14 protein-coding genes are annotated in these 14,233 nt (G+C 50.3%); 7 read left to right on the top strand and 7 right to left on the bottom strand.

Going from position 1 to position 14,233, the window contains the following annotated elements; genetic code table 11:
* On the top strand, positions 1 to 1,463 hold a 1,463-nt coding region (locus IQ219_RS08040; protein ID WP_228016803.1), incomplete at its 5' end, for a phosphoglucomutase/phosphomannomutase family protein.
* 264 nt (positions 1,464 to 1,727) lie between these two features.
* Here IQ219_RS08040 and IQ219_RS08030 read toward each other — a convergent pair.
* Together IQ219_RS08030 and IQ219_RS08025 are read right to left on the bottom strand one after the other, a co-directional pair.
* Positions 1,728 to 2,312 (bottom strand): Uma2 family endonuclease, encoded by a 585-nt coding sequence (locus tag IQ219_RS08030; RefSeq protein WP_194072285.1) that lies wholly within the window; start codon positions 2,310 to 2,312, stop codon positions 1,728 to 1,730.
* Between the two features lie 204 nt (positions 2,313 to 2,516).
* Positions 2,517 to 3,671 carry an alanine--glyoxylate aminotransferase family protein gene (locus tag IQ219_RS08025; protein ID WP_194072284.1) on the bottom strand — a complete coding sequence of 385 codons (1,155 nt, stop codon included), beginning with the start codon at positions 3,669 to 3,671 and terminating at the stop codon, positions 2,517 to 2,519.
* A gap of 294 nt (positions 3,672 to 3,965) precedes the next feature.
* Here IQ219_RS08025 and IQ219_RS08020 point away from each other — a divergent pair, with 294 nt between their 5' ends.
* A complete protein-coding gene (locus IQ219_RS08020; RefSeq protein WP_190597968.1) occupies positions 3,966 to 4,391 on the top strand; it encodes an FHA domain-containing protein in 426 nt (141 codons plus the stop codon).
* Between the two features lie 87 nt (positions 4,392 to 4,478).
* On the opposite strand, the gene IQ219_RS08015 is transcribed toward IQ219_RS08020, so the two are convergent.
* Complete coding sequence (locus tag IQ219_RS08015; RefSeq protein WP_190597967.1) at positions 4,479 to 4,778, bottom strand: 2Fe-2S iron-sulfur cluster-binding protein; 300 nt, start codon at positions 4,776 to 4,778, stop codon at positions 4,479 to 4,481.
* Between the two features lie 144 nt (positions 4,779 to 4,922).
* Here IQ219_RS08015 and IQ219_RS08010 point away from each other — a divergent pair, with 144 nt between their 5' ends.
* Positions 4,923 to 5,624 (top strand): HEAT repeat domain-containing protein, encoded by a 702-nt coding sequence (locus IQ219_RS08010; RefSeq protein ID WP_190597966.1) that lies wholly within the window; start codon positions 4,923 to 4,925, stop codon positions 5,622 to 5,624.
* Between the two features lie 84 nt (positions 5,625 to 5,708).
* Here IQ219_RS08010 and IQ219_RS08005 read toward each other — a convergent pair whose 3' ends face one another.
* The 4 genes from IQ219_RS08005 to IQ219_RS07990 form a co-directional block, all read right to left on the bottom strand.
* Positions 5,709 to 6,875: a sugar phosphate nucleotidyltransferase gene (locus IQ219_RS08005; protein ID WP_190597965.1), complete on the bottom strand. Its 1,167-nt coding sequence runs from the start codon at positions 6,873 to 6,875 to the stop codon at positions 5,709 to 5,711.
* Between the two features lie 164 nt (positions 6,876 to 7,039).
* A complete protein-coding gene (locus tag IQ219_RS08000) occupies positions 7,040 to 7,948 on the bottom strand; it encodes a CoA-binding protein (RefSeq protein WP_194019353.1) in 909 nt (302 codons plus the stop codon).
* A 106-nt stretch (positions 7,949 to 8,054) separates the two neighbouring features.
* Positions 8,055 to 9,104, bottom strand: a complete 1,050-nt coding sequence (fni, locus tag IQ219_RS07995; RefSeq protein WP_194019352.1) for a type 2 isopentenyl-diphosphate Delta-isomerase — start codon at positions 9,102 to 9,104, stop codon at positions 8,055 to 8,057.
* A 172-nt stretch (positions 9,105 to 9,276) separates the two neighbouring features.
* Complete coding sequence (locus tag IQ219_RS07990) at positions 9,277 to 10,383, bottom strand: hybrid sensor histidine kinase/response regulator (RefSeq protein WP_194072283.1); 1,107 nt, start codon at positions 10,381 to 10,383, stop codon at positions 9,277 to 9,279.
* Positions 10,384 to 10,882: 499 nt separating this feature from the next.
* On the opposite strand from IQ219_RS07990, the gene IQ219_RS07985 reads away from it, so the two are divergent.
* The 4 genes from IQ219_RS07985 to IQ219_RS07970 all read left to right on the top strand — a co-directional run.
* Positions 10,883 to 11,107 carry a photosystem I reaction center subunit IV gene (locus IQ219_RS07985; protein WP_190597961.1) on the top strand — a complete coding sequence of 75 codons (225 nt, stop codon included), beginning with the start codon at positions 10,883 to 10,885 and terminating at the stop codon, positions 11,105 to 11,107.
* 34 nt (positions 11,108 to 11,141) lie between these two features.
* Complete coding sequence (locus tag IQ219_RS07980; protein WP_194019350.1) at positions 11,142 to 12,005, top strand: DNA-formamidopyrimidine glycosylase; 864 nt, start codon at positions 11,142 to 11,144, stop codon at positions 12,003 to 12,005.
* 41 nt (positions 12,006 to 12,046) lie between these two features.
* Entirely contained in the window at positions 12,047 to 12,766 is a 720-nt protein-coding gene (locus IQ219_RS07975) for an NUDIX domain-containing protein (protein WP_194019349.1), read from the top strand.
* Between the two features lie 49 nt (positions 12,767 to 12,815).
* Positions 12,816 to 14,233 (top strand): NAD+ synthase (locus IQ219_RS07970; RefSeq protein WP_194072282.1); only part of this gene is annotated, 1,418 nt, incomplete at its 3' end.

The following is a 14,233-nucleotide window of genomic DNA, read 5'->3' as shown; positions in this document are numbered from 1 at the left end:
CTCCTGCTCCGATTAAATTTGGTACCGATGGTTGGCGGGGGGTAATTGCCGCAGAATTTACCTTTGAGCGGGTGGCATTAGTAGCGGCGGCGGCGGCCCAGGTGTTGGCAGAAGAATTTGGCGGTAATGGTCGGGAACATCGCTTAATTGTGGGATACGATCGCCGTTTTATGGCGGAACAATTTGCACTGTTGGTGGCCCAGACGGTGCAGGAGTTGGGCTTTGAAGTGTGGTTGAGCGAATGTTATGCTCCCACGCCGGCCTTTAGTTGGGCGGCCCACCAGGAAAATGCCCTAGGCGCCTTGGTTTTAACTGCTAGCCATAACCCGGCCAACTATTTAGGGCTCAAGGTAAAAGGGGCCTTTGGGGGTTCTGTGGGGGGAGACATTACCGCAAAAATCGAAGCCCAATTACAAAATCCCTTGCTCCCGCCCTCATCAGGAGGCAGTTTGCGGTATTTTGATCCCTGGCCTAGTTACTGCCAGGGTTTACAGTCCAAAGTGGATGTGACACCAATTAGAACTGCGATTCAACAAGGAAAATTGCGGGTGTTTGCCGATGTGATGCACGGAGCAGCTGCCAGTGGCTTGGAACGGTTACTTGGTTGCCCCATCGATGAAATTAACGGCGATCGGGATCCCTTGTTTGGTGGTGGATCCCCGGAACCTTTGCCCAAATATGTCCCCAAATTATTAGCAACGCTGAAAACGGTGGCCGAAGCTGGTGGGCCAGAGTTGCGGGTGGGTTTGATTTTTGATGGGGATGCGGACCGCATTGCCGCAGTGGACGGCCAGGGCAATTTTCTCAGTTCCCAGGGTTTAATTCCCATTTTGATTTACCATCTGGCTACCCAAAAGGGCCTCCAGGGGGAAATCGTTAAAACCGTTAGCGGCTCCGACCTAATCCCAAAATTGGCAGAGCTTTACGGCATTCCCCTCACAGAAACGGCGATCGGTTATAAGTACATAGCCGACAGGATGTTAACTAGCCCAGTGTTGATTGGTGGGGAAGAGTCCGGTGGCATTGGCTATGGGAGTCACATTCCCGAACGGGATGCCCTGTTATCGGCCCTGTATGTGTTGGAAACGGTGGTGCAGTCCCGGCAGGATATTAGTAAGCAATATGGTCGGCTCCAGGAAAAAGTCGGCTTTGTTAGTGAATATGACCGCATTGATTTACCTTTGGCCAGCATGGCTGTCCGCACTGCCTTGGTACAAACCCTAAATGAAAACCCCCTAACGGAAATCGCTGGGGAAAAGGTGACAGATCTATTGACCACCGACGGCTACAAATTCCGCATGGCCGGTGGCGGTTGGCTATTAATTCGTTTTAGTGGGACGGAACCTTTACTACGGCTTTACTGCGAGGCTCCCACCAGTTCCCGGGTACAGACGGTGCTCCACTGGGCAAAGGATTGGGCAAATGCGGTAACGCCTGCCAAGCCTGCACAATCATCTCACTGAGGCGGTCCCTTTGGACGTAATCCAATAAACCATCCTCCGCCAAAATTTCCTGAACCACGTCATCCAAAGATTGCTCGTTGGCCCGGGCCCAGTTAATGACCCCGGCGATCGCCACTGCCACCAATTCCTCGTTAGCGGGGAAACGGCGTAGGGCATCTAGTTCGGCGTAGGTTTTGGGGATGGCGTAGTGCATAGGGTTGGAAGCTTAGCACGGTTTTCCCCATTAAGCAATGGTTAAGGCAGAAATAGTGGTCTGAAATGCAGTTAAGGCCAGATGCGAGTTAAGGAAAGCACAAAATCCGGCAGTACATCTTCTCCCGACAAAGTGTCCGGCTGTTGCAAGATTTCTACTGTTTTACCTGTGGAACGATAAATCTCCACTTGACAGTTCTGGGGATCGATTAACCAGCCTAAACGGGCACCGTTCTCCATATATTCCCGCATTTTTTCTTGCAAGGTAGACAGGCTATCAGTTTTGGAGCGCAATTCGACTACAAAATCGGGACAAAGGGGCGCAAATCCCTCTTTCTCCACTGGACTCAAGGCCTCCCAACGTTCACGACTGACCCAAGACGCGTCGGGGGTACGGGTAGAACCATTGGGTAAACGAAAACCACAGGAAGACTCAAATGCCACTCCCAACTCAGAATGGTTTTCAGCCCAATTCCAGAGCTGTGCAGTAATACTCAGATTACGGCGGCTGGACTCACTACCCGTTGGTGGGTTCACAATTAACTCTCCGTTGGCAGTTCTCTCTAAGCGTAGGTCTGGGTTGGCAACGGCGATCGCCAGAAATTGCTCCGGGGTCACGGTGAGGGGGGTTTCCGGTAAACAAATGGATAACTGCATAAAAATTTAAGCCCTACGTCCAACTACTTTCAGCCTATCAGTTCTGCTTCAAACTGGCTGGGTCACAGTTGGCACCCCCATTACCGGCATCAAATATGGGCGAAGGAGAATCAAAGCCAAGGTCAGAAACATGTCCATTCCCTGGTTTAATTCCCCTCCGGGGCGATCGCCATTGTTGATATTTTGAGATTGCTAGGGCTTTTTTTAACCCTGGGCCAAAACTCCAGCGGCGGCAGCCACCCCAGCTCCAGGGTTCACACCCTCATAACCAAGTTCAATCAAAGTGGCTTCCAAAGCCCCGATGCAACTGAGGATATCCCGGTCACAGACAAAGCCCAGGTGCCCAATGCGGAAGATTTTACCTTTGAGGTGATCCTGCCCACCGGCCATGGCAATGTCGAATTTTTTGCGCATGGTACTGCGAATTTTCTCCGCTTCCACTCCCAGGGGAGCAACGGCGGTAATGGCATTACTGGCCGCATTGTCAGGGGCAAATAGAGGTAGGTTCAAAGCTTTCATGGCCGCCCGGGTCGCATTGGTGTGCCGTTGATGGCGGGCAAAAATAGCCTCTAGGCCCTCCGCTTTCATCATTTGCAGAGATGCTTGCAACCCATACATTAGGTTGATGGGGGGAGTGAAGGGGGAGCTATCTTCATCGGTGGATTTTTTATATTTTTTCAAATCTAGATAGAAGCGGGGAATGGTGGCACTTTCATAAGCCTGCCAAGCTTTGCCACTGACGGAGACAAAACCTAGCCCAGGGGGAATCATGTAGCCCTTTTGGGAACCAGATGCCACCACGTCTAGACCCAGCTCATCGATCGCCACTGGAGTGGCTCCTAAACTGGTCACCGCATCCACAATCATTAACGCTCCACCGTGGGCTTTGGCAGCGGTATTGATGGCGGCCAAGTCATTCAGTACCCCCGTTGAGGTTTCGGAATGGGTAATGATCAAAGCTTTGATGGTCTTGGCAGTATCCGCTTCCAACAGCGTTTTAAAGGCATTGGGATCCAAAGGCTTGCCCCATTCGGCCTTAACTTCTTCCACTGCTAAACCGAAGGTTTTGGCCACCTTAACCCAACGATCGCCAAATTTACCGTTATTACCCACCAACACCCGATCGCCAGGGCTGAGGAAGTTAATTATGCCCGCTTCCATCGCCCCCGTGCCGCTGGTGGTCAGCATCAACACATCATTTTGGGTTTGGTGTAACCATTTGAGGTTTGCCGTCAGTTCAGCGATGATTTTGCTAAAATCACCACTGCGGTGGCCAATGGGATGCTTTGCCATGGCCAACAAAACTTTTTCGGGTACGGGAGTTGGCCCCGGAATCATCAACATTTGCTTATTGTCCATCGCGGTCAATCCTCCCCTTCGCTAAACGCAGTCAGGTAATTTTCTAGGGTTAATTTGTCGGTAATTGTTATCAATGCCGAGGTAATCGGGCATGATAGTTAGGCTTCCCATATTATCAAAACATGGCGCTGGCAAAATCTGCCCTGTGGCCCCGGCTTGATTTCCTTCGTTGACATTAAGGGCGCCTTAATACGACTGACTCTCCGGCGATCAGCCCCGTCAAGATTGTCTGGGTGCAAAAGCAGGACAGACCGTACAATGGGAAACAGTTAATCAAATGCACGCATAACTTGAATGTCCGCCATCACACTCACCCTCCTCCTGCCGGGTAAAAGCGTTGCTGTCCAGAGCTGGACCTTTGAATCGGAACGAAGCATCCGTGTGGGTAGGGCGGCGGATAACGATGTTGTACTCTACAGTGCTGTAGTATCCCGCCACCATTTAGAGCTCCGACCAGAAGGGGATGGTTGGGTTGCCGTTAACTTGGGGGCCAATGGCACCTATATGGAAGCGGAAACCGTGGAAGAACTCGTCCTAAAGGATGGCATGGTTCTGCGTCTAGCTAGTTCGGGACCCAAAATACAAATTCGCTTCCAGTCTGAACTCAGCACCCTGGAACGGGAACTAGCCAAACAGAATGCCGCTCCAGCCGGACCAGGGGAAGAACAGAAATCTCCCGGCCTCCACCCTGGGGATTCGAAAGAGACGGTTATTAATTAGATTTGAGGGTAATTTTGGAACTTAATATAAGGGGGATGCCTACCCTCGACAAGGCTTGAGCAAATCCTAAATCCTCGGCGATCGCCCCTAGCCTTTGGGTTTGGTATTCACACTCACTGGCCCATTGACCAAGGTTTGGCAAGCGAGGCGAAAGTTGTCGGGCTTTTTGCGTAACACCCTATTTTCAAAATCGGTTTTGGGGGAAAGATTTTCCATGCCCGCTGTGATTTCCACTATGCAAGTGCCACATTGGCCGTAGCCGCCACAGTTCATCAACTTTCCCTTCAAAGTGTAAATATCAACGCCATTCTGCAGGGCTTTTTCCCTTAGGTTGGCACCCTGGGCCACAATAATATCTTTCTGCTCTTTGACAAAGGTAATGGTCACCGCAATTTCCTCCTGTCCTCAGGGGACGAACTATATTAAGAAAGTTTACGGGATTATGTTGCCTCGGGAAAATTTGTCGGTGGGGGGTTTACCGACCGATCGCCGGGGGAGAACACCAAGATGGTTTTATAAAGTTTTGTTACAATGGCAGAAGAAATTCTCAGAAACCTAGCCATGACAGCCCTGACCCTCGAACAAATTGCCAGCCAACTCGACAGCCCCAATTCCCGCGATCGCCTCATTGCCCTAGCTTCCCTTAGACCCTATTCCAGCGAGGAAGCGGTGCCTCTGATTAAGAAAGTTCTGGATGACGATACTTTGCAGGTGCGTTCCATGGCGGTGTTTGCCCTGGGCATTAAGCAAACGGAGGAATGCTATCCCATTCTGGTTAAGCTGTTGGAAACCGATGAAGATTACGGCATCCGGGCCGACGCGGCGGGGGCCCTGGGTTACCTAGAAGACGAACGGGCTTTCCATCCCCTCTGCCGAGCTTTTTACGAAGATACGGAATGGCTGGTGCGATTCAGTGCGGCGGTGGCCCTAGGCAATTTAAAAGATATTCGAGCCCAAACTGTCTTGCTAGAAGCGCTGAAAAGTGATGAAGCAGTGGTGCAACAAGCGGCGATCGCAGCTCTAGGGGAAATTGGCGCGGTGGATGCAGTGGAGGCGATTTTGGCGTTTGCTTCCCACGAAGATTGGTTAATTCGCCAAAGATTAGCGGAAGCCCTGGGGAATTTACCCTGTGACCAGAGTCGTTCCGCTCTGACTTTCATGGTTAGGGACGAACATCCCCAAGTGTCCCAGGCGGCCCAGCTATCCCTACAAAAATTAGAATTGCCTAGCTAGGTTATCTGTCCAAGTTTCCCCCATTCAATCAAAGGTTGTAACCAGGGGAAAAGAAAACAATTCCTCACCAGTCCATTTCTCCCACTATTCCGGCTGGAGAAGTTTGGAAATTTCCCTTTGGGGCGGATACTCCTGGCGATATTGCACGGCCGCATGGCGGGCATCGGTGATTAACCAATCCAAAGCCGCTGCCTGCACATCGATCGCCGCTCCGGTTTTATCCACACAGTAACGACCAAACACTAATTTATCGACCAAACGGGCCCCGGGGCCTAAACGGGAATACTCAAAAATTACGCTGTTGTCCACCACCGCCCCCTGACAGATCAGGCAACTGGGGCCAATCATGGAGGGGCCAATGATTTTTACCCCATCTTCGATGCGGGTCATACCACCGATATACACTGGGCCCTCAATTTCGATATTGTCCCAGTTAGCGGCCACGTTAATGCCGGTATATACTCCCGGTCTAACTTCAATGCCGGGAATTTGTACATTTTTTATTTCCCGGGAAAGTACCCCCCGGATGGCCTGCCAATAGTCCGGCACTTTGCCAATATCCACCCACTCAAAGTCCATATTGACCGCGTAAAAGGGCAGGCCGCTGTCCACCAGCTTGGGAAATAGATCCCCCCCCAGGTCGTATTCCTGACCAGAGGGAATGTAGTCAATCACTTCCGGCTCAAAAATATAAATGCCCGTGTTAATTTCTGTGCTCAGGGCCTCTTCCACCGCTGGCTTTTCCTGGAAGGTTAAAATTTTGCCATTGTCATCAGTAACTACTACGCCATAGCTAGAGACCAATTCCCTGGGCACGGTTTTGGTGATAATGGTGGCGATCGCCCCCTTTTCCCGGTGGAGCTTGACCGCAGTGGTGAGGTCCAAATCAATTAGTGCATCACCACAAAGCACCACAAAAGTATCGTCAAAAAAGGGATTGAACTCCTGAATTTTTTTTAATCCCCCCGCCGATCCGAGGGCTTTGCCCACCAGGTCGCCATCGACAATATTGCCTTCAAAAGAATAGGCTATTTGTACGCCGAACCTCTGCCCATCCCGAAAATAACTCTCTATCTCCTCCGCCAGATGACTCACATTGACCATGATTTGATCAAAACCGTGTTGCCGCAATAACTCCAGCAAAAATTCCATCACTGGTTTTTGCAGAATGGGGATCATCGGCTTGGGAATGGTGTGGGTGATTGGTCTGACCCGAGTGCCCTTGCCGGCGGCCAAAATCATGGCTTTCATCAACAATTTTCCTCAAACTCAATCACACAAATTGGCATAGCTCCCAGCCAGTCTATCAAGATTCTTCCCGCTACTCCAATAAGCATAGCTGAAAGCTTGGGTTGGTAACCAACCCCCTGGTGACCGCCAGGAAAAAAGAAGAAGCTGTCTCCATCATCTTTGCCCTAATCACCGCCCAAATGGCGACTTTCCATGGCCAGGGGTAAAAAAATGGGCAGTTCCCAGGGGGCTTCCGCCACCGGAATGTTAGCTTTCTCAAAGGCTTGTACCGTTTGCTCGACGCTGGTTAAGAGGGGACGTTTATGGGACAGTTGGTTGGCCACAATGGTTAGGGAGTCGCCAAAGTGCCGTTTGATTTTTGCGCCCCGCCCCGCCAGATAGGCCACCACTGGTTTTTCAATGGCGGAGGCCACATAATCCGCCGCCCTCATTTCCCCGTTACTGTTGGGTTGCCCCAGCAATAAAATAGTTTCCGTTTGTTCGTCTTCTTCCAGCACCTGGAGCCATTGCTCAAAGTTGGAACCATTGAGGCCATCGGTGCCCAGGCTAATCACCATGGATTGCCCCAGGCCGGCTGCGCTTAAGGTTTGGGCAATGTCGTCGGTGAGGCGATCGCAGTGGCTAATAATGCCGATGGGCCCAGGCAGGTAACAACTGGGGTCCAGGGTACCGACGGAAAACTGTTGGGGCACCATAATGCCTTGGCTGCCGGAACCAAGGATCAGGGTGTGGGTCGCTTGGGCTTCCCGCAGGAGGGTGATCATATCCAGGGGTGGGACTCCGGCGGACACAATTACCAGTTGACGAATGCCAGCGGCGATCGCCTCTAGGGCCGCATCTAAAACTCGGTAGGGGGGATTGAGAATTAAACTAATGTCCACGGAGCCTAAGGTTTTAACGGCCAAATCTACCAAGTCAAATACCGGCAAATCGCCAATCAGTTCCCCCCCATGGCCCGGACTCACCCCCGCCACCAGTTTGGTACCACAACTCCGCATCTGCTCTAGATAGGTTAAACCGAGGGGATGATGTACTCCTTGTAATAATACTTTGCTTTCTTTATGCCATTTCATGGGGGGATTATTGAAGGAAAACTATGGCTTGATGCCCTACTCCGCAGCTATATCGAGATCAAGCAGTCCAGCCTTCACTGTATCGTCAACCAGAGCAAAATGTCCCTTAAGGTTTAGTTAACCTTTGTCCTGATTGTCTGTCCCAGAGGGGAACCTGGGCTAGTTGGGTCAGATTGGCCGCATCACAACAAAAGGCGGCGATTTTCAGTTCCCTCAAGCGGGCCTGGTAATGGTCATAAACCCTTTGGGCGTTGACTGTGGCTTCCGCTAATACCGGTGCCGCACTACCAACTAAGGTAGCCCCTAGGGCGATCGCCTTGGCCCCATCAATGCCGGAACGAATACCGCCGCTGGCGAAAATTGGGATCTGTTCAGTGTTTTGCACCACCTGTTGCAAACTCAGCGCTGTGGGCAATCCCCAATCGGCAAAATTATGGGCCACTTCCTTCGCTTGGCGATCGGTTTGTCGATGGGCTTCTACTTCACTCCAACTGGTGCCCCCGGCTCCGGCCACATCGATCGCCTTGACGCCACATTCCTGCAATCTTTTGGCCACCGGGCCACTAATACCATTGCCCACTTCTTTGACAATGACCGGCACTTCCAAACCCTGTACCAATGTTTCCAGCTTGGGCCAGAGCCCCGACCAACGGCGATCGCCATCGGGTTGCACTGCTTCCTGGAGGGGGTTGAGATGCAAAATCAAAGCGTCCGCTTCGATCATGGCCACGGCCCGCTGGGCTTCTGCCAAACCGTAGCCATAATTTAACTGCACTAATCCGAGATTGGCAAAAAGTAAAATGTCCGGCGCCACGGACCGGACTTGATAGGTGGCGGCTAAATCAGGATTTTCAATGGCGGCCCGTTGGGAACCTAAACCCATGGCAATGCCCAAGGTTTGGGCTACCTCCGCCAAAAACAAATTAATTTGCTTGGCCTCTGGAGTGCCCCCGGTCATACTGCTAATCAACCAGGGGTAGGCGAGGGATTTCCCCCAGAGGTTCAGCCCCAGATCCACCCCGTCCAAGTCCACTTCAGGCAGAGCACAGTGTTCTAGCATCAATCTTTCAAAGCCGGTGGAAACCCCTTTGCCTAGGACATCTTCTTCTAGGACAATGCGGATATGGTCGGACTTACGGTGGGGGGTGCTATCCATGGGGAATTACATTACAACTATCGGCAAACAGGCAACGCTCCCATCAACTAGGGAGAATGGGACAATATTTTAAAAATAACTTACCTAGGATTTAAAGCGGGGCAGATTGTGGCGCTGCCAGGAGATGTTAGAAAATATCACTTTCAATACTATTCATCAGTTCATCAGTGGCTTAAATGGGGGCCGATTCCCAGCCCTGGATGGTAATGGTGGTGCCTTCCCCGGGGACACTGGCGATCGCCAATTGGCCACCGTAGAGTTCCGTTAGCCGTTGGGCTAAGGTCAACCCCAGGCCGGAACCCTGTTGCTCAAATTCAGAGCGCTGAAATTGGACATGGGCGCCGATGGAACCTAATTCCTCTTTGGTCATGCCCCTACCGTGATCTTGGATAGTCAGTTCACAGAGGCCATTTTTAACCACTGCTTCCAGTTGCACTGGGGTGCCAGGCAGGGAAAACTTAAAAGCATTGTCGATCAACTCTCGAATAATTTTCTGAAAATCCGGCTCGGCCACTTGGATGCGCTGGGGCACAACCATCATTTCCACGTCCTGACGGCGGGGTTGATTCTGTCCCAAATTTTCCAACATCGGGACCAAACTCGATGGTAATTCAGTGTATTGACTCAAACGGGATTGCCACACCTGTAGACGAGCGGGACTGGCCAACAGCAAGTCTAAATCCGCCATTAACAAAAAATTCTCCACCAAACGGTAGAGTCTCTCCCCAGAGGTTTTGATGTCATGCAACGATTCCATCACTTCATTGTGGGACAGGGAATCGTAGAAATTGATCATCAACTGGGACGTGCCCAAAATACCGTTCAGGGGGGTCAACAATTCATGGGGCAGGGAACGGGTGACGTGCTGGCGCAAATTATCCAGACGACTTTCCACCATGGCCTGGCGCTGATAATGGCGGTCTAAACGGCTGGTAATGGCATGGAGTAATTCATCAATGGTAAAGGGTTTGGTTAAATAATCATCCGCCCCCAATTCCATCCCCTGGCGAAATGCATGGTGATCCGCCTTCGCTGTCAACAGGATAAAGGGAATAACTGCCAACTCCTGATCCTGACGCATGGTCATCAACACCTCAAATCCCGTTACCCTGGGCATCATCACATCACAGAGAATTAAGTCCGGTAGATGTTGCTTCGCCAAAGCCAGACCGGTTTCACCATCGGGGGCAGAGATAACTTCATAGTCTTCCAAGGTGAGGATATCTTCTATGTTCTGCCTGACCTCTAGCTGGTCTTCAATTACTAAAATCTTAGCCATCGGTCACATTTAAAAAAGTGATTGTAGGTCATTTTGACTTTTTTGATGATTTCTCGACTTGGGGATTGGGGGCACAGTCTTCAACCCCATACTCCCCTTACACCATGGTTTTCTTGCTAGGAAAACCTTCAGACCATCGGGCGGTCTGGGAATCAAACCCTATACCGGACTGCGGTACAAAAGAATTTTATTTGGTTTTGGTAAATGGAGGGGCGAGTTTAAAGAAAATTTAAAATTATTTATCACTACCGATTGTCCTTCCATTATCCATCCATTGTTCCAGAAAGGGACATTTGGTCGAGATCTTATCTCTGGAACTGGTCCCCAGGGCATTGATATGTAAAGAATTGTTTTAGGAAAGTCGGGGGAAGGGGGAGGACGCAGAATAAAGCTGGTAGAATTTGGCGTTAAGTGGGCTGGGTTGTTGCCTGGGGCTTCCTTGGGACACCAGCAAACGGGATAGTTTTTTACAAATCGCAATTATCTAAGGAATTAAATCATGGCCTTAAATCGTGGTGACAAAGTTAGAATCAAACGCACTGAGTCCTACTGGTACGGTGATGTTGGCACGGTTGCTAGTGTGGAAAAAAGCGGCATTCTCTATCCGGTGATTGTGCGCTTCGAGCGGGTGAACTACAACGGTTTCAGCGGTAGTGCTTCCGGGGTAAACACCAACAACTTTGCCGAGAATGAATTGGAATTGGTGCAAGCAGCGGCAAAATAGTCTTGACCATGGACTAAATTTGCATCGTTGAACTGTGCCAGAACTACCAGAAGTGGAAACAGTATGCCGGGGGCTCAATCGTTTGACCCTGGAGCAGACCATCGGGGGAGGGGAAGTGTTGCTTGATCGCAGTCTTGCCTACCCCGTTTCTGTTGAGGATTTTCAAAGTCAAATTACCGGTTGTCGCTTGGTGGGCTGGCAACGGCGGGGTAAGTATTTGCTGGGGGAACTCAGAAAAAGTCAGACCAAAGCCCCAACAGGGTGGTTGGGATGCCATTTACGCATGACAGGACAGTTACTCTGGGCGGAGCGGAGTCAGCAGAGGCCAAAGCACACTAGGGTGGTGCTCCAGTTCGAAGGTGGCCGGGAGTTACGCTTTGTCGATACCCGCACCTTTGGTAAAATTTGGCTCCTACCAGGCGATCGCCCTTGGGCCGAAGTAATTACGGGGCTGGGGCAGATGGGGCCAGAACCATTTGGAGCAGATTTTACGGCGGAATATCTCTACGAAAAGCTGAAATCTAGTCGCCGTCCTTTAAAAAATGCCCTGTTGGATCAACGCTTGGTGGCGGGGTTGGGTAATATTTACGCCGATGAGGTGCTATTTTTTTGTGGCTTGAACCCTACCATGGGCAGTAATCAGGTTAGTCGGCAGGATTGTGAAAGGATACATCAACAAATCAAAGCCACGTTGACGGCGGCCATCGCCGCGGGAGGCACTAGCTTCAGTGACTATCGTCAGGTGACGGGTATCAATGGTAATTACGGTGGTATAGCCCAGGTATATGGTCGGGAAGGGGAACCCTGTCGCCATTGTGGTACGGCGATCGCCAAACTTAAATTAGCTGGCCGTTCGGCCCACTTTTGCCCCCAGTGTCAACCAAAATTGGACCGGTAAACGCCGACAAATATAGGTCAAACAAATTATTGATAAATCCTATGGGCCAGTCTCGATCAAACTATTTAGCTGACTTCAAAGTGGGTGTAGATAATGTAATTTTTTCCGTAGATACCCACCTGCATCGTTTATTGGTCTTATTAGTTAAACGAGAAGATGACCCCTATCAAAGCTACTGGAGCTTTCCCGGTACTTTAGTAAGGATGGGGGAAACCCTAGAAGGGGCGGCCCACCGGGTTTTATCGGAAAAAATTGCCGTCAAAAATCTTTACCTAGAACAACTATACACATTTGGCAACCCTGGTCGAGACCCCAGGGAAGCCCCGGATCAGTATGGAGTCAGGTATCTATCCGTCAGCTATTTTGCCTTAATCCGCTACGAAGATGCCCAACTAATGAGCAAAAACCTGAGTCAAGTCAGTTGGCATAATGTGGCGGCCATTCCCCCCTTGGCTTTTGACCATAACCAAATCCTTGACTATGGCTATCAACGGCTCCGCAATAAGTTGGAATACAGTCCCATTGCCTTTGAAGTGCTGCCAGAATTGTTCACCTTAAACGATTTATTTCAACTATACACCACGGTTTTAGGGGAAGATTTTTCCGATTATTCTAATTTCCGCTCCCGCTTACTAAAGTTGGGTTTTCTCAAAGATACTGGCCAAAAAATCAGTAAAGGGGTGGGTCGTCCCGCCAGTCTTTTTCGTTTTGATGCCCAGGCCTTTGCCCCTTTTAAAGATAAGGCCCTCATATTTGTCTGAATTGACGTCGGTGGATTAAAGTGATAATTACCATAATACCCCTCTGACTATGTTTACCATTGCCCTTGCCCAACTTAATCCCACCATTGGGGCGATCGCCGAGAATGCCGAAAAAATCGTCACTGCGGCCCTGCAAGCCCAGGCAAGGGGAGCTGATTTACTATTAACGCCGGAATTAGCCCTATGTGGTTATCCCCCTAAGGATTTGTTACTTAATCCAAGTTTTGTTCAGCAATTGGAGGGGGAATTACAACGGTTGGCGGAAAAAATACCCCCTTCTATGGCAGTTTTGGTGGGCACTGTTACGCCTCACCACGAGGCAGAACATCAGGGGCAAAAAAAACTTTGGAATAGTGCCGTATTAATTGAGCAAGGGCAGGTAAAACAGCGGTTTCATAAATGTCTCTTGCCCACCTACGATGTATTCGACGAAGACCGTTATTTTGCCTCGGCCCCCAAGAGTGAATATTTTACTTACAAAAATGTCAAAATTGGTGTAACTATTTGTGAAGATTTATGGAACGATGAAGCCTTTTGGGGGCAAAAGTTTTACCAAGTTAATCCCCTCACGGATTTGATCGACCAGGGGGTAAATTTAGTTGTTAATCTGTCCGCTTCTCCCTACAGTTGTGGCAAGCATCGCCTGCGAGAATCTTTAATTAGCCACAGTGCCAAAAGATTTAATGTTCCTTTGATTTATGTTAATCAAGTGGGAGGCAACGACGATTTAATTTTTGATGGTGGTAGTTTTGCCGTCAATAATCAAGGTAAAATTATCGGGAGATCGCCATTATTTCAAGAGGATTTAGCCCTGTTAAATTATGACCTCAATAAAGGGGAATTAATTGGACAAAAATTAGCTAGTTTACCCATGGCTGGCCCCGAAGAGTTATGGCAAGCTCTGGTGTTGGGGGTGGGGGATTACCTCCATAAATGCGGTTTTAGTAAAGCGATTTTAGGCCTCAGTGGCGGCATTGATTCATCTCTGGTGGCGGCCATTGCCGTCGAAGCCTTAGGAAAAGAAAATGTCCTGGGAATTCTGATGCCTTCTCCCTACAGTTCCGACCATTCTGTTCAGGATGCTTTAGCCTTAGCGGACAATTTGGGCATTGCTACCCAGACCATTGCCATTGGCCCAATTATGGCTACCTATGACCAAGCCCTAGAACCCCTCTTCCAGGGCACTCCCTTTGGCATTGCGGAAGAAAATCTCCAGTCCCGCATCCGGGGCAATCTCCTCATGGCGATCGCCAACAAATTTGGTCATCTACTCCTCAGCACGGGCAATAAGTCAGAAATGGCGGTGGGTTACTGCACCCTCTATGGGGATATGAATGGTGGCCTAGCGGCGATCGCCGACGTGCCCAAAACCCAAGTATTTGAACTGTGCCGTTGGCTCAACCGGGAACAAACCATCATCCCCCCCAACGTCCTCACCAAGCCCCCCAGCGCTGAATACCAACCAGC

The sequence above is a fragment of the Synechocystis sp. LEGE 06083 genome, assembly GCF_015207725.1.
Lineage (GTDB): Bacteria > Cyanobacteriota > Cyanobacteriia > Cyanobacteriales > Microcystaceae > Synechocystis > Synechocystis salina.
This window is presented reverse-complemented; position numbering and strand designations above follow the sequence as displayed.